Below are 20,562 nucleotides of genomic sequence, written 5' to 3' on the forward strand. Positions count from 1 at the left end.
AAGCGGCTGACGTAGCTGAAGCAGCCCGCCGCAAGGGACGCACGGGCGGCACGGCGGTGCGGCTCGGGCTCATGGCCGTGCCCGTCGCGTTCTTCGCGGTCTTCTTCGCCTACCCCGTCGCCGCGATCCTCGCGCGCGGGCTCCATGTCGACGGAGCCTGGCAACTCGCCCGGATCTGGGACGTGGTGGCGCAGTCGGACATCCGTCATGTCCTGTGGTTCACGACCTGGCAGGCCCTCGCCTCCACCGCGCTCACCCTGCTCGTGGCGCTGCCCGGCGCCTACGTCTTCGCCCGTTTCGACTTCCCGGGCAAGCACGTCCTGCGGGCGATCGTCACCGTCCCCTTCGTGTTGCCGACGGTCGTCGTCGGTACGGCGTTCCTGGCACTCGTGGGCCGTGGCGGGCTGCTGGACGAGCTGTGGGGCGTACGGCTGGACACGACCGTATGGGCGATCCTGCTGGCGCATGTCTTCTTCAACTACGCGGTCGTCGTACGGACGGTCGGCGGGCTCTGGGGGCAGCTCGACCCGCGGCAGGAAGAGGCCGCGCGGATGCTCGGGGCGTCGCCGCTCAAGGCCTGGCGTCAGGTCACCCTCCCGGCCCTGGCGCCGGCCGTGGCCGCCGCCGCGCTGATGGTGTTCCTGTTCACCTTCACCTCCTTCGGTGTGGTGCAGATCCTCGGTGGACCGGGCTTCTCGACGCTGGAGGTCGAGATCTACCGGCAGACCTCGGAGATCTTCGATCTGTCCACAGCCGCGGTGCTGACGATCATCCAGTTCGTCGCGGTCGGTGCGATCCTCGCGCTGCACGCCTGGACCGTACGGCGGCGGGAGAGCGCCCTGCGGCTTGTGGACGCGTCGGTGACGGCCCGGCGACCGCGCGGGGCGGGCCAGTGGGGGCTGCTGGCGGGCGTCCTCGCCTCCGTCGTCGTACTCCTGCTGCTGCCGTTGGCCGTGCTGGTGCAACGGTCGTTCGACGCGCCGGACTTCGGGTACTACCGGGCGCTGATGTCGTCCGACGGGGGCGTCTTCCTGGTGGCGCCGATCGAGGCGATCGGCAATTCGCTGCAGTACGCCGTCGTCGCCACCGTCATCGCCGTGGTGATCGGCGGTCTTGCCGCCGCCGCGCTCACCCGGCGGGACGCGGGCCGGTTCGTGCGCGGGTTCGACGCGCTGCTGATGCTGCCGCTCGGGGTGTCGGCGGTGACGGTCGGTTTCGGGTTCCTGATCGCGCTGGACGAGCCGCCGCTCGATCTGCGGGCTTCCTGGATCCTGGTGCCGCTCGCGCAGGCGCTGGTCGGTGTTCCGTTCGTCGTACGGACCATGCTGCCGGTGCTGCGGGCGGTGGACGCGCGGCTCAGGGAGGCGGCGGCCGTGCTCGGGGCGTCGCCCTGGCGGGTGTGGCGTGAGGTCGATCTGCCGATGGTGCGGCGGGCGTTGCTGATCGCGGCCGGGTTCGCCTTCGCGGTGTCGCTCGGGGAGTTCGGGGCGACCGTGTTCATCGCGCGGCCCGACAACCCGACGCTGCCGGTCGCGGTGGCCAAGCTGCTCGGGCGGGCCGGGGAACTCAACTACGGCCAGGCGATGGCCCTTTCGACGATTCTGATGGTGGTGTGCGCGGTGGCGCTGCTGGTGCTGGAGCGGCTGCGGACCGATCGGACGGGGGAGTTCTGATGCTGCTGGCCATCGACGACGCGACCGTACGGTTCGGCGGGCGGGCCGTGCTCGACGCGGTCGGCCTGGGGGTCGCCGAGCACGAGATCGTGTGCGTGCTCGGGCCCAGCGGCAGCGGCAAGTCGACGCTGCTGCGGGCGGTGGCGGGGCTGCAACCCCTCGACTCCGGGCGGGTGTTGCTCGACGGGCGCGATCAGTCGGGGGTGCCCGCGCATCGGCGTGGGGTGGGGCTGATGTTCCAGGACCATCAGCTGTTCCCGCAGCGGGACGTGGGCGGCAATGTTGCCTTCGGGTTGCGGATGCACGGGGCGTCGAAGGGGCAACAGGCCGAGCGGGTACGGGAGTTGCTGGACCTCGTCGGCCTGCCGGGCGCCACGGGCCGGGCCGTCGCGTCCCTCTCCGGGGGTGAGCAGCAGCGGGTGGCGCTGGCCCGTGCGCTCGCGCCGCAGCCCCGGGTGCTGATGCTGGACGAGCCACTGGGGCAGCTCGACCGTTCGCTGCGGGAGCGGCTGGTCGTCGAACTCCGGGAACTCTTCGGCCGGTTGGGCACGACTGTGCTCGCCGTCACCCACGACCAGGGTGAAGCCTTCGCGCTCGCCGACCGGGTCGTGGTGATGCGGGACGGGCGGATCGCCCAGACCGGGACGCCGCTGGAGGTCTGGCAGCGGCCGGTGGACGAGTTCGTGGCGCGCTTCCTCGGCTTCGACAACGTGGTGCGGGGAACGGTCAGCGGGGCTGCCGCGGACACACCCTGGGGCAAGGTGCCGGTCGGTGAGAGCGCCGCGCAGGGGACACGGACGCTCCTCGTACGGCCCGCCGGCGTACGGCTGGTCTCCGCCGACGCGGGTCTGCGCTGCACAGTGACCGCCCGCACCTTCAAGGGCACCCATGTCGCCGTCCACCTCCAGCCGGCGGACGCGCCGCGGCTCGAAGCGGCGTGCGCGCTGCGGGAGGCGCCGGAGATGGGGGACTCGGTCGGGGTGGAGTTCGACGCGGCCGAAATCGTCGTGCTCGACCGGTAGCGGGACCTCTAGGGTCGGCGGCATGACGCTGCTTGCGCATGACCGCTACTGCGATGAGATTGCCCACCAGGTGGGCCGGTTGAGGGCGGTGGTGACATCCGGGGCCGACCTCTCCGCCACCGTGCCGACCTGTCCGGAGTGGTCGCTGGAACATCTCGTACGGCATACGGGTGGTGCCCTGCGCTGGGTCGAGCTGCTGGTGCGGACGCGCGCGCCGGAGGAGATCCCTGAGGACGAGGTGCCGCTGGTCCATGGTCCCGAGGCCAGCGGCGACCCCGACGCGCTGGACGCCTGGCTCGCGGAAACCGGCGAGATGGTGATCGCCGCGCTGCGCGAGGCCGGCCCCGATGCGAAGGTCTGGGCGTGGGCCGGGATCCACACCTCGGGCTTCTGGGCGCGCCGGATGACCCACGAACTCACCGTCCACCGCGCCGACGCCACGCTCGCCGCCGGACTGCCCTACGAGGTCGCGCCGGACGTGGCGGCCGACGCGATCGAAGAGTGGCTGCGGATCATCGAGTTCGTGCAGCGGACGATGCCGCACGACGCGGCGGTGGAACTGCGCGGGCCCGGTCGCAGCATCCACCTGCACGCGACCGACATGACCCCCGAGGTGAACGGCGAGTGGGTCATCGAGCTCGGCGAGGAGGGCGTCTCCTGGCGGCGTGGGCACGAGAAGGCGACGGTTGCCCTGCGCGGCCCGCTCACCGCCGTACTGCTCGCCTTTTACCGACGGCTGCCGCTGGACAGCCCGGAGTTGGAGGTCCTCGGGGAGCGGGAGCTGCTGGAGTTCTGGCTGGAGCGGGCGACGTTCGGGTGAGGTGACATGGGGCATGGGTGTGGCCCGTCCCGAGTGCGGGACGGGCCACAGTGGTGCGGTGGTGCCTGGGGTGTCAGCGGCCGCTGTTCGCCCCGCGGCGGCGGAAGCCGAAGTAGACGGCGGCGCCGCCCACGGCGACCAGGGCTGCCGCGATACCGGCGATGATGCCGGTGTTGGAGTTGGCGCCGGTCTCGGCGAGGTTGGAGTCACCGGCCGCCGGGGACGGGGCGTTGCTCGGGGTGTCCGCGGGCGGCGTGCTGTCGCTCTCCGAGGCCGACGGGGTCGGGGTGGGCGTGTCGGACTCGGCCGGAGTGGAGGGGGCCTCCGACGGCGTCGGCGTGGCCGGCGGGGTCGGGTTCTCCTCCTTCTTGCAGGCCGTGGCCGGGGTGACGAGGTTGGGCTTGATGTCCTCGTCCACGTAGGGCGCGGCGTCGACGTGGATACGGTACTCCGCGTTCGGCTTCCAGTTCTCGGTGAAGGTGATGGTCACACCCTCGCGCGAGCCCTTGACCACCTGCTCGCCGACCTTCTTCAGGTCGGCGCCGTTGTTCTGCAGGTACACGGTGACGGTCGCCGGAACACCCGCGGGGTCCACGTCGGTGACGGTGATGACACCCTTGTCACCGTCGCACTTGGCTGCGGCCGAGAACTCATTGATGTTGCAGGCGAGGGCGTTGCCCGCGGAACCGAGCGCAAGCGCGGCCGAGGCGGAGGCGACACCGAGGATGCGCACGGAACGTGCGACGGTACGGCGGGATAGGGACAGGACTGCCACGTTTGTCCTTCATGTGATGCGTAAATGCGGGGGGCTGAAGGGGTGTTGATGGGACACCAACACTCCCCGGAGTCTCACAGATGTATAAGCGCCGCATAAGCAGTGTCAACGCATATGCGCGACACGGCCCTCGGCTTTGCCTTCTTATTAACCGCCGACACGTTTCAGTGCCGCCGGCGCGTCCTCGATTCGGTCGACCAGGGCGATTCGGGCCTCCATCGACCGGCCCCGCGCCAGCGCCTGCAGCAGCGGCCAGGTCGGCAGCCGCTCCGTCCAGTGCGCACGGTTCACCAGCACCATGGGCGTGGGCTCGCCTCGCGACTCGTAGTAGTTCGGCGTCGCGTTGTCGAAGATCTCCTGTACGGTCCCGGCGGCGCCCGGCAGGAAGACGACACCCGCGGTGGAGCGGGCCAGCAGGCCGTCCTCGCGGGTGGCGTTGGCGAAGTACTTGGCGATGTGCGCGGCGAACGCGTTGGGCGGCTCATGGCCGTAGAACCAGGTCGGGATGCCCACCGAAGAACCGCCGTCCGGCCAGCGCTCACGGACCTCGAACGCGGCGCGCGCCCAGTCGGTGATCGACGGGACGAACTTCGGGGTCTTCCCGAGGAGTTGGAGCGCTTCGGTGAGCATCTCGTCGCCGAAGGGGGCCGCGTACGCGCCGAGATTCGCCGCCTCCATCGCGCCCGGCCCGCCGCCCGTGGCGACGGTGAAACCGGCCCGGGCCAGCTCGCGGCCGAGACGTGCGGCACCGGCGTACTCCTCGGTGCCGCGCGCCATGGCATGCCCGCCCATGACGCCGACCACCCGGGCGCCGACGAGGAGTTCGTCAAGAGCGTCCGAGACCGCGTCGTCGTGGATGGCGCGCAGCATGGAACCGAATATGTCGCCGTCCGACTTGGTCCGCTGGAACCAGGCGTACGAGAGGGCGTCCGGTGTCGCCTCGTAACCCTTGTCGAGCGAGGCGAACAACTCGGCGGGCGAGTAGACGAAGCCGCGGTACGGGTCGAAGGGGAGGCCCGGGACCGGCGGGAAGACCAGGGACCCCGAGGCGCGCACCTGAGCGGCGGCCTCGGGGTCCATCGGGCAGCCGAGGAAGACGGCGCCCGTGGCGTCCACGGTCAGCAGGACGTCCGTACGGTCCGTCAGATCGACGGCCTGGACACGGTGATGGGCGAGCGAGCCGACCGTTGCGACCACCTCGTCGAACTCGGCGAGGGACTCGATCTCACGGTCGTGGGAGGGGTCGAATGTATGGGCGGGTGTCGAGTGCACGCGCCTATGCTAGGTGCTCCGCGGTGTGCCGGGATGGGTCGTCTTTCGGCTGCGGGTCCGTTGTGGCTGGTCGCGCCCACGCGGCGGAGCCGCATATCGATACAGCCCCGCGCCCCTTGGGGCGTTGCAGCGCCGCAGCCGACTGGTCAGCCTTCTACCGCTGCCGGGTCCATCCAGATGACCTCCCAGGTGTGGCCGTCGAGGTCGTCGAAGGCGCGGCCGTACATGAAGCCCTGGTCCTGGGCCTCGCCGGTGGGCGAACCGCCCAGGGCGATCGCCCTGTCGACCAGTTCGTCGACTTTCTCGCGGCTCTCCGCGCTCAGCGCGATCAGAACCTGGCTGGTCTTCGTGGCGTCCGCGATCTCCTTCTTGGTGAAGGTCGAGTAGAACGACTTCTTGAGCAGCATCGCCACGATCGTGTCGCTGATCACGACCGAGGCCGCGTTCTCGTCGCTGAACTGCGCGTTGATCGAGTAGCCCAGCTCCGTGAAGAACTTCTTCGAGGCGTCGAGGTCGTTCACGGGCAGGTTCAGGAAGATCATCTGCTGGTACATCGTGGTCTCTCCCATCGAGTTCGTGTCGTTACGTGGGGGTAGACCCAAGGGTCGCGCAGAAATCATCGCCGTATGACGACTTTTTTCGTACGTCTTCTCGTACGAGGCTCAGCCGACGGCCATCGGCAGCGCCGCCAGCTCGGCGACGATCAGGGTGAGCGGGCCGAACAGGGCCAGCAGGGCGCCGGCGCGGAGGGCGGCGGCGCTGCGGAGCATGGCGGCGGGGGCACCGAGGCGCAGGAGGGCGGCGGTGGTGTCGGCGCGGGCCTGCTTCGCCTCCACGGCGGCGGTGAGGAGGGTGGCCGCGGTGCAGCCGACGACCACCAGGGCGCCGAGGTCGGTGAGCGAGCCGAGGGGCTGGACCTCGGTGTCGTGGACGAGGGCGGTCGTGTACGCCGCCGAGGCCACGGCGCAGACGATGCCCAGGGGGCGGCCGATGCGGGCGGACTCCTCCATGAGGACGCGGCCTGCGAGGAGGCGCAGGGCGCCGGGGTGGGCGGACTGGAGGAGGCGGCCGCAGAGGTGGGTGAGGCCGGGGGCGGCGAGGGCGAGGCCGAGGGCGGTGAGGGCCCAGCCCGCGAGGAGGCCGGGGGAGGTGGGGTCTGCGGTGCGGCTGGCGTAGGCCTCTACGGTGAGGCCCGCGGCGAGGACGGTGATGCCCCAGGGGAGGCCGCGGGGTGCTTCGCGGGGGGCCGGGGGGTCGAGGTGAGCGTCGACCGGTGCGGCGTCCGGCGTTGCTGCTGGGGGGTCGGTCGCGCTGCCCGGCGCCGGCGGGGTGCCACCTGCGCCCACCGGTGCGGCCCCAGCGGCACGACTGCCCGCAGCCTGACGGCTGTCTGCGGCTTGATGGGTGTCTGCGGCCTTTCGCCCTAGGCGCGCGCCGAATCTTCCGTACGCTCCGAACGTCTCCCGTGCCCCCGCCAGCCCGTACGCACCGAAGCGGCCGTATTTCCTCGGGGCTCCGTGGTGTGCGGGCCTGCGTGGGTCCTTTGGGCGGAGGGCCAGGGCTGTGGAGAGGGAGGCGATGGCCGGTACCAGGGTGAGCAGGGTGAGGGTTGCCGGGAGGGGGAGGGGCTGACCGGTGGCCAGGTAGTCGGTTGCCGCGCCGGCGAATGGTACGCCCGTGAGGTCGCCTCGTAGGTGGAGGAAGGCCAGGAGGGCGAGGAGGGAGCCGACGGTGGTGGCGAGGGCCGTTGTGAGGGCGGAGGTGATCATCAGGCGGCCGGGGCCCAGGCCGATGGCGGAGAGGCCGGGGCGGGGTTTGGTTCCCGGGTCCGTGCGGGCCACCGCCACGGCGAAGTAGACGGTGGTCGCGAGGGGGGCCGTGCACCAGGTCAGGCGGAGGGTCGACGCGGCGGGGTCCTGGTGGGACATCGCGTGGCCCAGGGCGGAGAGAAGCAGGAAGCCCGTCGCGGCCGAGGCCGCGGCCACCGCGAGGCGGCGCAGATGTACGGCGGGCTGGGCGACGCGGGTCAGACGGAGAGCGAGCACGCGGCCCGGCCTTCCGACTCGGTGACCGGGGGCAGATGCACCGTGGTCACGCGCCGGCCGTCCAGGAGGGAGACCGTGCGGTCCGCGACCGCCGCCGTTTCCGCGTCGTGCGTCGCCAGGATCACGGTGATGCCGTGCGAGCGGGCCGCCGTGGTGAGCGTGCGCAGGACGTGGCCGCGGTCGGCGCGGTGCAGGGGGGCCGTCGGTTCGTCCGCGAACAGGACCGTGGGAGTCGGGGCCAGGGCCCTGGCGATCGAGACGCGCTGGCGTTCCGCCTGGACCATCTCGTGCGGCCGCTTACGGGCACGGTCGCCGACGTCCAGGCGCTCCAGCCACTCCATCGCGGCCACCTTGGCGCGACGGCGACTGGTGCCGCGGAGCATCAGCGGCAGGGCGGCGTTCTCCCAGGCGTTGAGTTCGGGGACGAGCAGCGGGGCCGGGTCGACCCAGGCGAAGCGGTCGCGGCGCAGCCGTTCACGGGCGAGCGGGCCCATGGTGTGCACCGGCAGGCTGTTGAACCAGACCTCGCCGCGCAACGGTCGTACCAAACCGGACAGACATCTCAGCAACGTCGTCTTGCCGCTGCCGCGCGGGCCGCTCACCGCGACGATCTCGCCCTCCTGGACGTGGAGGGAGACGCCGCCGAGCGCGGGTGAGCCGTCGTCGTGCTGGAAGTGCAGGGCGCGTGCCCAGAGAACGTCGTTGTCCGGCGGGGCCACCATGGGCGTACACCTCGTTCAGATCCGTAATTCCCGGTGCCGATCCCCCAGGCGGGGGAACGAAGGCAGGGCCGGCCAGCTACAAGGCACGCTAGGGATTTGGGGCAGCAACGCCGGACAGCACGCGGCCCGGGTGCACCCTTCTCACTCGCATGGGTGCACCCGGGCCGGACAAGCGCCGGGGGCGTGGGGACTGCGCGACCAGCCCCCACGCCCCCGCAGCCGAACAACGGCCTACGCGTCCAAGGACGTCATCACATGCTTGATCCGCGTGTAGTCGTCGAACCCGTACGCCGAAAGATCCTTGCCGTACCCCGACTTCTTGAACCCACCGTGCGGCATCTCCGCAACCAGCGGAATATGCGTGTTGATCCACACGCACCCGAAGTCCAGCGCCTTCGACATCCGCATCGCACGCGCATGATCCTTCGTCCATACAGAGGACGCGAGCGCGTACTCGACCCCGTTCGCCCACTCGACCGCCTGGTTCTCGTCGGCGAAGGACTGAACGGTGATGACCGGCCCGAAGACCTCCTTCTGGATGATCTCGTCGTCCTGCTTGACGCCGGAAACGACGGTCGGCGCGAAGAAGTACCCCTTGTCGCCGACCCGCTTGCCCCCGGCCTCCACGCGCGCGTGCGCCGGCAGACGCTCGATGAACCCACTCACCTGCTTCAGCTGGTTCGGGTTGTTGAGCGGCCCGAACAGCACGTCCTCATCGTCCGGCTGCCCCGTCTTCGTATCGGCCGCGGCCTTCGCCAGCGCCGCGACGAACTCGTCGTGGATCGCCTCGTGGACGAGGACGCGGCAGGCCGCCGTACAGTCCTGCCCGGCGTTGAAGAAGCCCGCGACGGAGATGTCCTCGACGGCCTTGGCGATGTCGGTGTCCTCGAAGACGACGACCGGCGCCTTGCCGCCCAGCTCCAGGTGGACCCGCTTGACGTCCTTGGACGCGGACTCGGCGACCTGCATGCCGGCGCGCACGGAACCGGTGATGGAGGCCATCGCCGGGACGGGGTGCTCGACCATCATCCGCCCGGTCTCACGGTCGCCGCAGATGACGTTGAAGACCCCCTTGGGCACGATCGAGCCGATGATCTCGGCGATCAGGACCGTCGAGGCCGGGGTCGTGTCGGACGGCTTCAGGACGACCGTGTTACCCGCGGCCAGCGCCGGCGCGAACTTCCATACGGCCATCATCATCGGGTAGTTCCACGGCGCGACCTGCGCGCAGACGCCGACCGGCTCGCGCCGGACGATCGAGGTCAGCCCCTCCATGTACTCACCGGCGGAACGGCCCTCCAGCATCCGCGCCGCGCCGGCGAAGAACCGGATCTGGTCGACCATCGGCGGGATCTCCTCGGACCGGGTGAGCCCGATCGGCTTGCCGGTGTTCTCCACCTCGGCCGCGATCAGTTCCTCCGCCCGCTCCTCGAACGCGTCCGCGATCTTCAGGAGGGCCTTCTGCCGCTCGGCCGGGGTGGTGTCGCGCCAGGCCGGGAAGGCCGCGGCGGCGGCCGCCATCGCGGCGTCGACGTCCGCCTGCCCGGACAGCGGCGCGGTCGCGTACGCCTCGCCCGCCGCGGGGTTGACCACCTCGGTGGTCCGTCCGTCGGCGGCGTCCCGGAACTCACCGTCGATGTAATTGCGCAGACGACGCAGCTCGGTGCTCACTGCCGGCCTCCTGTCAGGTCGAACTGTCCATTGACTGAGACACCCACCCTAGTCCCGCGTTCCACGTTTTCAACAGCCCGGATCGCGCCGTTTCTGCGAAATCCGCAAGTCCAGGCTGCATAAACAACGAATTTCATCGCCTCGGCCTTGCGGAACTGTCGAGACGTCGTGCACAGTGAAGTCGTGGCCAGTCGAAGCGCAGATCAGCGGAACGGCAATCCCCAGCTGGATGCCGTCTCCCTCGCCATCATCGAACAGCTCCAGGAGGACGGCCGCCGGCCGTACGCCGCGATCGGCAAGGCCGTCGGCCTCTCCGAGGCGGCCGTGCGTCAGCGCGTCCAGAAGCTGCTCGACCAGGGCGTGATGCAGATCGTCGCCGTCACGGACCCGCTCACCGTGGGCTTCCGCCGGCAGGCGATGGTCGGCATCCATGTCGAGGGCGACGTGGAGTCCGTGGCCGACGCGCTGACCGCCATGTCCGAATGCGAGTACGTGGTGATGACCGCAGGCTCCTTCGACCTGATGGTGGAGATCGTCTGCGAGGACGACGACCACCTCCTGGAGGTCATCAACCGACGCATCCGGGCCATCCCCGGAGTGCGCTCGACCGAGAGCTTCGTCTATCTGAAGCTCAAGAAGCAGACCTATATGTGGGGAACCCGATAACCGTGAGGACCCGATAACCGTGAGCACCAAGGACCTCAGCCAGACCGCGTACGACCACTTGTGGATGCACTTCACCCGCATGTCCTCGTACGAGAAGTCCCCCGTCCCCACGATCGTCCGGGGCGAGGGCACCTACATCTACGACGACAAGGGCAAGCGGTACCTCGACGGTCTCGCCGGTCTGTTCGTGGTCCAGGCGGGCCACGGCCGCGTGGAGCTGGCGGAGACCGCCTTCAAGCAGGCCCAGGAGCTGGCGTTCTTCCCGGTGTGGTCCTACGCCCACCCGAAGGCCGTCGAGCTGGCCGAGCGCCTCGCGCACCACGCCCCTGGTGACCTGAACAAGGTCTTCTTCACCACCGGCGGCGGCGAGGCGGTGGAGACCGCCTGGAAGCTGGCCAAGCAGTACTTCAAGCTGGTCGGCAAGCCCACCAAGCACAAGGTGATCTCCCGCGCGGTCGCGTACCACGGCACCCCGCAGGGCGCCCTGTCCATCACGGGTCTGCCGGCCCTGAAGGCCCCCTTCGAGCCGCTGGTCCCGGGCGCGCACAAGGTCCCGAACACGAACATCTACCGGGCTCCCTTGTTCGGTGACGACCCGGAGGCCTTCGGCCGCTGGGCCGCCGACCAGATCGAGCAGCAGATCCTCTTCGAGGGCCCGGAGACGGTCGCGGCCGTCTTCCTGGAGCCGGTGCAGAACGCGGGCGGCTGCTTCCCGCCCCCGCCCGGCTACTTCCAGCGCGTGCGCGAGATCTGCGACCAGTACGACGTACTGCTGGTCTCGGACGAGGTCATCTGCGCCTTCGGCCGCCTCGGCACGATGTTCGCCTGCGACAAGTTCGACTACGTCCCGGACATGATCACCTGCGCCAAGGGCATGACCTCGGGCTACTCCCCGATCGGCGCCTGCGTCATCTCCGACCGGCTGGCCGAGCCGTTCTACAAGGGCGACAACACCTTCCTGCACGGCTACACCTTCGGCGGCCACCCGGTGTCGGCCGCGGTCGGCCTCGCCAACCTCGACCTCTTCGAGCGCGAGGGCCTCAACCAGCACGTCCTCGACAACGAGGGCGCGTTCCGGTCGACCCTGGAGAAGCTGCACGACCTGCCGATCGTCGGCGACGTCCGCGGCAACGGCTTCTTCTACGGCATCGAACTGGTCAAGGACAAAGCCACCAAGGAGTCCTTCAACGACGAGGAGACCGAGCGCGTCCTGTACGGCTTCCTCTCCAAGGCGCTCTACGACAACGGCCTGTACTGCCGTGCCGACGACCGAGGCGACCCGGTCGTCCAGCTCGCCCCGCCGCTGATCTCCAACCAGGAGACGTTCGACGAGATCGAGCAGATCCTGCGCGCGACGCTGACGGAGGCGTGGACGAAGCTGTAACCGTTCCCACACGGATCGCGTCCGGTGGAACGCGATCGCGGGGTTGTAGGCGTGGGCGTCATCCTGCGTTCTTGATGAAATTTGGTGTGCAGATGCGTTGACCCTTGTTCGAAGTCTCTTCTACTTTGCGGGAGCCACAGAGCCGCTGACCTGCTTGCAGGGTTTCGCGGACGTAACTGCCCAGAAAGGGACGTCGTGTCAAGAAAGAACCGTCGCGGGACAGCTTGCCTGGGGGCATTGCTGGCCGGCGCCACGGCATTCGGCGGGGCCCTCGCCTCCCCCGCGTCCGCCGCTCCCGCAGCCGCCTCCACCCACGCTTCCCCGCCGCCCGTCAGCGACTTCCGCGGCGTCAACTGGGCCGACCCGCGCGACAATTACGCAGACGACGCGGTCGTGCCCTCGGGCCTGTCCACTTCCGACAGTTACTCCACGACCTACGCCAAGTCCAGGGCGATCATCGGCGGGTTCGCCGGGCTCGGCGCCAACACGGTCCGCCTTCCGGTCAATCCCACCTCCGTCAACGGCCCCTTCTGGAAGTCGTACCGAGGCGCGATCGACGCCGCCACCGCCAAGGGCTTCAAGGTCATCCTGGGCTACTGGGAGGCCGACAACGCCAAGGACGGCAAGATCGACGACCAGGCCTCCTGGGACCGGATGTGGGCTCGGATCACCTCCGCCTACGCGCGCAACTCCAAGGTGTACTTCGAGCCGATGAACGAGCCGTTCGGCTACACCGCCCAGGAGTGGACCGACATCGCAGCGAAGTGGGTGACCACCCACCGCGATGTGCCCCGCGACCGGATGCTGATCGGCGGGTACAAATACAGCGAGGACGTCAAGCCGGTGTGCGCCGACCCGCGCCTCGACGGCACCCGCATCGCCCTGCACAACTACGGCTTCTGGCACACCGACTGGACCAGCGTCGACCAGTGGAAAGCGGACTTCAAGGAGCGCATCGGAGAGTGCGCCTCGCGCACCATCCTCGACGAGTTCGGCGCCTCCATGACGACCGGCCTCGACTACAACGGCCCGGTCAACGGCTCCAACGAGGTCGCCTACATCCAGGCAGCGACCGACACCATCCGGGAGCTGGGCCTGGGCTCGGTCTACTGGCCCGGTCTGCGCAACGGTGACACCTACTCCCTCACCACCCTCCAGGGCACGGGCACCAAGCTCAGCCTGAAGGTGAACAACCAGAGCGGTCTCGACCGGCTGCACTGGGCCTGGAGGAAGTGACAGCGGTGCGATAGCCGTGGTGCGTCCCTTCCGGGTTCGGTGCCTCAGGGCAACCGACTCCGGAAGGGTGGTGCCCGCGCTGCGGTATGCCGTCAGCCTTGTGGCGACCTGCGTCGGCGTGAGGACCTGATCCTTGACGTGGAGGACGTAGCACCAGGTCGTGCCGGCCGGCGTAGCTCTGGCGGCTCTCGGTGTGCTGGTTGACCGCCACCCACGGGTCGGCTTGGTAGGTCTCCCAGGACGTCGTGTAGAGGATGTTCGACGGCTCGCCCCAGCCGCCGTTGGGCAGGTACTCGAAGTCGTACTCGGCGTAGTCGTCCGCCATCGGTGCCGTGAGGTCGTTGATGGTGAAGCTCGGTGCTTCCCGCGGTGCCGGCGGTCGAAGTCTCCAGGTTCATGAGGGAGTTGCCGCCCGCGCTGGAGAAGGTGACGTTCTCGGGTGCCCGGGTGGCGCCGGGCACGCCGGGGCCGCCGGAGTTGGAGCGCACGCTCCAGCCGTGCGCCGAGATCTTCGGGTCGCTGTGGCTGCTGTAGTTGAAGTCGTCGAACAGCGTGGCACCGTCGGCTCGTTGCCCGCGGGAGCCGTGCCCCACAGGGTGGCGCCGGCCAGCGCCACAGTCCGGCGCCGTGCGCCGTGATCACGGCAACGCCTTGAAAGGGCGGGGGGTTCCAGCCGAGCGCTCAGCCGTGATCCGGCAGCCCGGCGACCTCCTCCAGCGCGTGCGTCAGCCACCCCGTCCAGAAGTTCTCCAGGTCGATGCCCGCCCGCAGCACCAGATGCCGCAGCCGGTCCTCGGGGCTGTCCTTGCCGGGCGGGAAATCGCGCTGCTCGATCTCCTCGTACTCGGTCAACTGCCGCCGGTGCAGCTCCAGATGGCGGCGCAGATCGGCCTCAAGACCCTCCGTGCCGACCACGGCCGCCGCGCGCAGCCGCAGCAGCAGGGCGTCCCGGTGCGGCTTGGGGTCCTGGGCGGTGGCCGTCCAGCGGGCCAGTTCGGCGCGGCCGGCGGGCAGCACCTCGTAGCTCTTCTTCTGTCCACGGGCCGGCTGTGCGGCGGGCAGGGCCCGGATGGAGCCCTCGGCCTCGAGTTTCCCCAGCTCGCGATAGATCTGCTGATGCGTCGCCGACCAGAAGTAACCGATCGACCGGTCGAACCGCCGGGTCAGCTCCAGCCCCGAGGACGGCTTCTCCAGCAGGGCGGTCAGAATCGCGTGCGGCAGGGACATGGGCACATCCTAGGGACGGTGCAGCAGCGCCCTTAAGGGGCGCGGGGCTGCATCGATGTGCGGCTCCGCCGCGTGGGCGCGACCAGCCACAACGGACCCGCGGACAGAAGCCCGGCGTCCCAGCGGAGCTACCGGCGTCCCAGCGGAGCTAAAGCGTCGCCGCCAGCTCCGTCCCCTGCTTGATCGCCCGCTTGGCATCCAGCTCGGCGGCAACGTCGGCACCCCCGATGAGGTGCACGCTGCGCCCGGCGGCGGCCAGGGCGTCGTACAGCTCCCGCCTCGGCTCCTGCCCGGTGCACAGCACGATCGTGTCGACCTCCAGGACCGTGCTGGTGTCGCCGACGGTCACATGCAGTCCGGCGTCGTCGATCCGGTCGTAGCGCACACCCGGGACCATGCGGACGCCGCGGTGCTTGAGCTCGGTGCGGTGGATCCAGCCGGTGGTCTTGCCGAGGCCCGCGCCGACCTTGGACGTCTTGCGCTGGAGCAGATGGACCGTGCGGGGCGGGGCGGGGCGCTCGGGGGCGGTGAGGCCGCCGGGGCCTTCGTACGTCATGTCGACGCCCCAGTGACGGAAGTACGTCGCCGGGTCCTCGCTCGCCTTGTCGCCGCCGTCGGTGAGGTATTCGGCGACGTCGAAGCCGATGCCGCCCGCGCCGAGGACCGCGACGCGGTCGCCGACGGGGGCGCCGTCGCGCAGGACGTCGAGGTAGCCCACGACGCTCGGGTGGTCGACGCCGGGGATGTCCGGGGTGCGGGGGGTGACGCCGGTGGCGACGACGACCTCGTCGTAGCCGGACAGATCGCCCGCGGAGACCCGGGTGCCCAGGCGTACGTCGACACCGTGGGCGTCGAGTTGGTGGCGGAAGTAGCGCAGCGTCTCGTCGAACTCCTGCTTGCCGGGCACCTTGCGGGCCACGTTGAGCTGGCCGCCGACCTCGCTCGCGGCGTCGTACAGCGTCACCTCGTGGCCACGCTCGGCGGCGCTCACCGCGCAGGCGAGTCCGGCTGGTCCGGCGCCGACGACCGCGACCCGTTTGCGCCGCCGGGTGGGGGAGAGCACCAGCTCGGTCTCGTGGCAGGCGCGCGGGTTGACCAGGCAGGAGGTGATCTGCCCGCTGAAGGTGTGGTCGAGGCAGGCCTGGTTGCAGCCGATGCAGGTGTTGATCGCCTCGGGGCGCCCTTCGGCCGCCTTGTTCACGAACTCCGGGTCGGCGAGCATCGGCCGGGCCATCGACACCATGTCCGCGCAGCCGTCGGCGAGCAACTCCTCGGCCAGCTCAGGGGTGTTGATGCGGTTGGTGGTGACGAGAGGGACCGAGACCTCGCCCATGAGCCGCTTGGTGACCCAGGTGTACGCGCCCCGCGGCACGGACGTGGCGATCGTGGGGATACGGGCCTCGTGCCAGCCGATGCCGGTGTTGATGATCGTCGCGCCGGCCGCCTCGACCGCCTTCGCGAGGGCCACCACCTCTTCGTGCGTCGAGCCGCTCGGCACCAGGTCCAGCATCGACAGCCGGTAGATGACGATGAAGTCCTCGCCGACCGCCTCCCGCACCCGCCGCACGATCTCCACGGGGAACCGCATGCGGTTCTCGTACGAGCCGCCCCAGCGGTCGGTGCGCTGGTTGGTCTGCGCCGTGATGAACTCGTTGATCAGATAGCCCTCGGAGCCCATGATCTCGACGCCGTCGTACCCGGCCTGCCGGGCGAGACGGGCGGCGCGCGCGTAGTCGTCGATCGTCCGCTCCACGTCCTCGTCGCTGAGCTCGCGCGGCCGGAAGGGGCTGATGGGCGCCTGGAGCGGACTCGGGGCGACGAGGTCCTGGTGGTACGCGTACCGGCCGAAGTGCAGGATCTGCATCGCGATCCGCCCGCCCTCGCGGTGCACGGCCTCGGTGATGACCGTGTGCTGCTCCGCCTCGGCGTCGGTGGTCAGCTTCGCGCCGCCCTCGTACGGCCGTCCCTCCTCGTTGGGCGCGATGCCCCCGGTGACGATCAGTCCGACGCCGCCCCGGGCGCGGGCGGCGTAGAAGGCGGCCATCCGCTCGAAACCGCGCTCCGCCTCCTCCAGGCCGACGTGCATGGAGCCCATGAGCACGCGGTTGGGGAGGGTGGTGAAGCCCAGGTCGAGGGGGGTCAGCAGATGCGGGTAACGGCTCATTCGACTGTTGTAGAGGACGGGCCGCCGATTATGCAACTAGTTGCACAAGTGGTACCGGACACGTACCCAGGGCTACTTGAGTGCCGCCAGGACGATCCGCTGTGCGACCGGGTTCATCGCATAGTCCTTGGCGTTCGTGTCGCTGATCGAATACACCAGCGTGCGGCTCAGATCGCGGCTGGCGGCGAGCGCCGAGCTGTAGCCGTACCGGGCGCCCGACTTGGCCCAGAAGACCCGGTCCTCGTTCTCGAAACGCTGCAGTCCGGCGCTGTAGGTGGCGCCCTCGATGTCCGGCACCGTGAACATCTCCCTCAGCTGCGGCCCGGGCACGATCCGCCCCCGGAAGAGGGTGGTCAGCAGCCGCTCCAGGTCGGCGGTCGTGGAGATCATGTCGCCCACCGCCCAGCTGCTCGCCTGGTTCCACTCCGTGACGTCGACGAGTCGGCTCGTCCCGTCCGGGCCGACGAGCTCCTGGTAGCCGCGGTTGTGCGGGCCGTGGATGCGGGGATCGGTGCCGGGGAAACCGGTGTGCCGCATCCCCGCGGGGCGCAGCACACGCCGCGTGGCCTCGGTGTCGTACGACTGCCCGGTCACCTTCTCGATGAGCATGCCGAGCACCGTGTAGTTGATGTCCAGGTAGTGCTGCCGCGTTCCGGGCGCGAACTCCGGTCCCTTCGCCGCCGCCGATGCCACGAGCTGCTGCGGAGTCAGTGTGTCGAAGCGGTGTGCGTACGGATCGGCGAAGCCGTCGCCGGGCTGGATCCCGCTGGTGTGGTTCAGCAGCTGTCGTACGGTGATCGACTTGAAGCGCTTGTCCAGCAGGCCGGGGAGGTAGTGCTGCACCGGCCGGTTCAGGTCGGCTTTCCCCTCCGCCACCAGTTGAAGTACGACGGCTGCTGTCACCACCTTCGTCGTCGAACCGGCCCGGAAGCGGGCGTCAGGGTCCGCCGCCCTGCCGCTCTTCAGGTCATGCACGCCCGCGCTGCCGCGCCAGCTGCCGTCCGTGCCGCCGACCCGGACCAGCGCCGCGGTTGTCTCCGCGGCCACGTCCGGAAGCCCGGCGATCGCAGCGGACAGCGCCTTCGCGTCCGGGCCCGCCGTGGCGCGGGCGGAGGCCGGCGGGGGCGCGGCCAAGGCGGGCGCCGCCAGGGGGCCGGCGGTGAGCGCGACGGCGACACAGGCGGCGAGGACAGAGGTGCGCATGGGCTGCTCCTGGGGGAGGCGGGGTGTTTGTGATGATCCTCTGCGCGTACGACGGTGCCCGAATCGTCGCCGGGGAGGGCACCCACCCTGGTGGAACCCCGAGCAACTCCCTCCCCCAGCACTGGAGTTGCCAGGGATCGCCCCTACGGGACCGGCACCGGCACCGAAAAACTGTTATCGGGGCCGCCTTCACCTCGTCTCCGTATCTGTGATCTTCCTCATGGCGAGCCACACAGTCACGGCTGAGAAGGTGCACACGGACACGGAATGACACAGGAGAGGACGATTGTGGAAGGGCGGCAGTGGCGATCCACCATCGCGGCGGCGCAGGCCGGTGACCGGCAGGCGCTGGACGAGCTGGTCGCGGGGTGGCTGCCGCTGGTCTACAACATCGTCGGCCGCGCCCTGAACGGTCATGCCGATGTCGACGACGTCGTCCAGGAGACGATGCTGCGGGCCGTCGACAACCTCGGCTCGCTGCGCGACCCGGACAGCTTCCGGTCCTGGCTGGTGGCGATCGCCATGCGGCAGATACGGGACCGGGCACGCCGCAAGCAGCCCGACCGGCTGGACGAGTCCGCCGCGCACGAGGCCACCGACTTCGCCGAACTCACCGTTCTGCGGCTCCAGTTGGAGGGCCAGCGGCGCGAGGTCGCGGAGGCGGTGCGCTGGCTCGACGACGAGGACCGGCAGCTGCTGTCGCTGTGGTGGCTGGAGGTCGCCGGCGAACTCACCCGGCGTGAGCTGGCCTCGGCCGCCGGCATCAGCCGCCAGCATGCCGCCGTCCGCGTCCAGCGGCTGAAGGAACGCCTGGGGACCGCGCGCGGCATCGTGCGCGCCCTGGACGGCGCCTGCCCCGAACTGCGCGAGGTGACGAACCGCTGGAACGGCCGCCCCGACTCCGTCTGGCGCAAGCGGCTGGCCCGGCACATCCGTGGCTGCGGCTACTGCGGCGACTCCCGCCAGGCCGTCGTACCGGCCGAGCGGCTCCTCGTCGGGATCGCGCTCGTGCCGCTCCCGGTCGGCTTCACCCTGTCGCTGGCCTTCGGCGGCAAGACGGCCGTGGCCGCCACCTCCGTCGGCTGGTCCGCGAAGGTGCTGGGCGCGCTGACCAAGCCCGCCGTCGCGATGACGGCCGGCGCGACCATCGTGGCGGGCGGCGCGTACGTCGTCACCCAGCCCCCGGCCGACCCGCCCCCGCGCGCCGCCGCCCCGACCGCGGCGAGCACGGCCCGCCCGCCGGCCCCCTCCGCGCCCGCCTCGCCCACGCCGTCACCCTCACCGTCCCCGACGCGCCGGCCCGACCTGTACGGCACCGTCGTGGACGCCGTCGACCAGGCGCCGGACCCGAACGCCCGGCCCGCCGCCCTCCCGCACCGCCCCGAGTCCGGCATCACCAGCAGCGGCGGCGCGAGGGCCGTCATGCAGCACCGCGGGGAGAGCGTCACGCTCAGCGGGCAGGGGTATGTCCTGGTGCGCTGGCAGATCTCGCCGCACGACCGGCCCGGCGGGCTGGCCATGCCGACCTGGACCGGACTGAAGGGCAAGATCTTCCACGTTGCCTCCGGTGGCGGCCGTCGTATGGACGACGTCATCGGGGACGGCTCCGACCGCGGCTACGTCACCGGCATGGGCGGCCCGGACATCGGCTACACGGTCCTGCCGGACGGCGCCCAGCAGATGTGGCAGAACGAGTTCTACTACGTCGACGGAACCGTCACCCTCAACCTGAACGAGCGCGGCGCCTCCTACGGCCTGGCCGTCTTCCCGTCCAGCTGGGACAAGGTGACCGAGGACATCCAGCACGGCCCCGACCAGGGCGTCATCCGCTACGGCCTGGTCCGCGACAACGGCAAGGACACCGCTCCCGTACCCCAGTACGTCACGCGAGCGACCCCGGCCGACCCGGCGACGGTGGCTCAGCGATCGCGCGTGTAGTACCCCTGGGGCCGCGTGTAGTGCCCCTGGGACCGCGCAGGGTACACAGCGCGTCGATGCGGTTCGTCGTGATCGAGTCGACGCCGATGTCGACGAGCCGACGCATGGAGCGGCGGGTGTCGGGGGTCCAGACGGAGACCAGGTAGCCGTCCGCGTGGAGGCGGGCGGCGAGGTCGCGGTCCACCAGCGGGAAACGGTAGTTGAGCCACCGTGGCCGCACCGCGTCCAGCAGGACGGGCCGCGCCGGCGCCAGCGTCGTCCAGGTCAGCGCGATCTCTGCGGCCGGGTCGGCGGCGCGCACGTTGAGCATGGCGCCGGCGTCGGCGCAGTAGTACACGCGGTCGGCCGCCCCCGACTCCCGTACGACGCCCACGACCCGGCGGACCGCCTTCGCACTCGGCCCGCCGGGCAGGTCGAGCATGACCCGGTGGCCGTCGGTGGCGGAGAGGGCCTCCGCCAGCGTCGGCACCCCGCCGTCCGTGAGCCCGTGCACCTCGGCCGCCGACAGCGAGCTCAGCGGCCGGTCGTGCTCCCACAGCCGCTTGAGCGTGTCGTCGTGCAGCAGCACGGGCACGCCGTCCCGGGTGAGCCGTACGTCGATCTCGACCGCGTCCGCGCCCTGCCTGAGCGCGGAGCGCAGCGAGCCGAGCGTGTTCTCGCGGAGCCGGTAGGGGTCGCCGCGGTGCGCCACGGCGGTCACGTTCTGCATGGGCCTCATTGTGGCGGTGTTCGCGTCCGGGCTGT

General features: G+C 70.4%; 17 protein-coding genes and 1 pseudogene. 7 read left to right on the plus strand and 11 right to left on the minus strand.

What is annotated here, in order from left to right:
• Positions 1 to 71 precede the first annotated feature (71 nt).
• The 3 genes from QQY66_RS36465 to QQY66_RS36475 are packed head-to-tail and all read left to right on the plus strand — an operon-like array spanning position 72 to position 3,515.
• Complete coding sequence (locus QQY66_RS36465; protein WP_301987619.1) at positions 72 to 1,673, plus strand: iron ABC transporter permease; 1,602 nt, start codon at positions 72 to 74, stop codon at positions 1,671 to 1,673.
• Entirely contained in the window at positions 1,673 to 2,695 is a 1,023-nt protein-coding gene (locus QQY66_RS36470; protein WP_301984587.1) for an ABC transporter ATP-binding protein, read from the plus strand. Before QQY66_RS36465 ends, QQY66_RS36470 begins: the two co-directional genes overlap by 1 nt.
• Before the next feature lie 22 nt (positions 2,696 to 2,717).
• Positions 2,718 to 3,515 (plus strand): maleylpyruvate isomerase family mycothiol-dependent enzyme, encoded by a 798-nt coding sequence (locus QQY66_RS36475; protein ID WP_301984588.1) that lies wholly within the window; start codon positions 2,718 to 2,720, stop codon positions 3,513 to 3,515.
• A gap of 73 nt (positions 3,516 to 3,588) precedes the next feature.
• Here the strand turns inward: QQY66_RS36475 and QQY66_RS36480 are convergent, their stop codons facing one another.
• The 6 genes from QQY66_RS36480 to QQY66_RS36505 form a co-directional block, all read right to left on the minus strand.
• A complete protein-coding gene (locus QQY66_RS36480; protein ID WP_301984589.1) occupies positions 3,589 to 4,290 on the minus strand; it encodes an LAETG motif-containing sortase-dependent surface protein in 702 nt (233 codons plus the stop codon).
• Between the two features lie 147 nt (positions 4,291 to 4,437).
• Complete coding sequence (locus QQY66_RS36485; RefSeq protein ID WP_301984590.1) at positions 4,438 to 5,562, minus strand: LOG family protein; 1,125 nt, start codon at positions 5,560 to 5,562, stop codon at positions 4,438 to 4,440.
• 146 nt (positions 5,563 to 5,708) lie between these two features.
• The gene (locus QQY66_RS36490; RefSeq protein WP_301987620.1) at positions 5,709 to 6,116 is read right to left on the minus strand and encodes a VOC family protein; all 408 of its coding nucleotides are present in this window, start codon (positions 6,114 to 6,116) and stop codon (positions 5,709 to 5,711) included.
• 108 nt (positions 6,117 to 6,224) lie between these two features.
• On the minus strand, positions 6,225 to 7,607 hold the full coding sequence (locus QQY66_RS36495) for a hypothetical protein (protein WP_301984591.1): 1,383 nt from the start codon (positions 7,605 to 7,607) through the stop codon (positions 6,225 to 6,227).
• Positions 7,589 to 8,329: an ABC transporter ATP-binding protein gene (locus QQY66_RS36500; RefSeq protein ID WP_301984592.1), complete on the minus strand. Its 741-nt coding sequence runs from the start codon at positions 8,327 to 8,329 to the stop codon at positions 7,589 to 7,591. The genes QQY66_RS36495 and QQY66_RS36500 overlap by 19 nt, the downstream gene beginning before the upstream one ends.
• A gap of 231 nt (positions 8,330 to 8,560) precedes the next feature.
• Positions 8,561 to 10,000, minus strand: coding sequence for a gamma-aminobutyraldehyde dehydrogenase (locus tag QQY66_RS36505; RefSeq protein ID WP_301984593.1), 1,440 nt, complete (start codon positions 9,998 to 10,000; stop codon positions 8,561 to 8,563).
• 168 nt (positions 10,001 to 10,168) lie between these two features.
• On the opposite strand from QQY66_RS36505, the gene QQY66_RS36510 reads away from it, so the two are divergent.
• The 3 genes from QQY66_RS36510 (at position 10,169) to QQY66_RS36520 (ending at position 13,286) form a co-directional block, all read left to right on the plus strand.
• Complete coding sequence (locus tag QQY66_RS36510; protein WP_301984594.1) at positions 10,169 to 10,666, plus strand: Lrp/AsnC family transcriptional regulator; 498 nt, start codon at positions 10,169 to 10,171, stop codon at positions 10,664 to 10,666.
• Positions 10,667 to 10,685: 19 nt separating this feature from the next.
• On the plus strand, positions 10,686 to 12,050 hold the full coding sequence (locus tag QQY66_RS36515; RefSeq protein WP_301984595.1) for an aspartate aminotransferase family protein: 1,365 nt from the start codon (positions 10,686 to 10,688) through the stop codon (positions 12,048 to 12,050).
• A gap of 195 nt (positions 12,051 to 12,245) precedes the next feature.
• A complete protein-coding gene (locus QQY66_RS36520) occupies positions 12,246 to 13,286 on the plus strand; it encodes a glycoside hydrolase family 5 protein (RefSeq protein WP_301984596.1) in 1,041 nt (346 codons plus the stop codon).
• A 51-nt stretch (positions 13,287 to 13,337) separates the two neighbouring features.
• On the opposite strand, the pseudogene QQY66_RS36525 reads toward QQY66_RS36520, so the two are convergent.
• The 4 genes and pseudogenes from QQY66_RS36525 to QQY66_RS36540 form a co-directional block, all read right to left on the minus strand.
• A pseudogene (locus tag QQY66_RS36525) lies at positions 13,338 to 13,896 on the minus strand (hydrolase); the annotation flags it as partial.
• A 71-nt stretch (positions 13,897 to 13,967) separates the two neighbouring features.
• Positions 13,968 to 14,513 (minus strand): PadR family transcriptional regulator, encoded by a 546-nt coding sequence (locus QQY66_RS36530; protein WP_301984597.1) that lies wholly within the window; start codon positions 14,511 to 14,513, stop codon positions 13,968 to 13,970.
• Between the two features lie 148 nt (positions 14,514 to 14,661).
• Positions 14,662 to 16,677 carry an NADPH-dependent 2,4-dienoyl-CoA reductase gene (locus tag QQY66_RS36535; RefSeq protein ID WP_301984598.1) on the minus strand — a complete coding sequence of 672 codons (2,016 nt, stop codon included), beginning with the start codon at positions 16,675 to 16,677 and terminating at the stop codon, positions 14,662 to 14,664.
• Between the two features lie 72 nt (positions 16,678 to 16,749).
• The gene (locus QQY66_RS36540; RefSeq protein WP_301984599.1) at positions 16,750 to 17,880 is read right to left on the minus strand and encodes a serine hydrolase; all 1,131 of its coding nucleotides are present in this window, start codon (positions 17,878 to 17,880) and stop codon (positions 16,750 to 16,752) included.
• A 267-nt stretch (positions 17,881 to 18,147) separates the two neighbouring features.
• On the opposite strand from QQY66_RS36540, the gene QQY66_RS36545 reads away from it, so the two are divergent.
• On the plus strand, positions 18,148 to 19,818 hold the full coding sequence (locus QQY66_RS36545; RefSeq protein WP_301984600.1) for a sigma-70 family RNA polymerase sigma factor: 1,671 nt from the start codon (positions 18,148 to 18,150) through the stop codon (positions 19,816 to 19,818).
• On the opposite strand, the gene QQY66_RS36550 is transcribed toward QQY66_RS36545, so the two are convergent.
• Complete coding sequence (locus tag QQY66_RS36550) at positions 19,763 to 20,527, minus strand: glycerophosphodiester phosphodiesterase (RefSeq protein WP_301984601.1); 765 nt, start codon at positions 20,525 to 20,527, stop codon at positions 19,763 to 19,765. The two genes, QQY66_RS36545 and QQY66_RS36550, sit on opposite strands and share 56 nt — an antisense overlap.
• Between the last annotated feature and the right edge of the window lie 35 nt (positions 20,528 to 20,562).

Origin of the sequence: Streptomyces sp. DG2A-72, from assembly GCF_030499575.1 — a bacterium.
Lineage (GTDB): Bacteria > Actinomycetota > Actinomycetes > Streptomycetales > Streptomycetaceae > Streptomyces.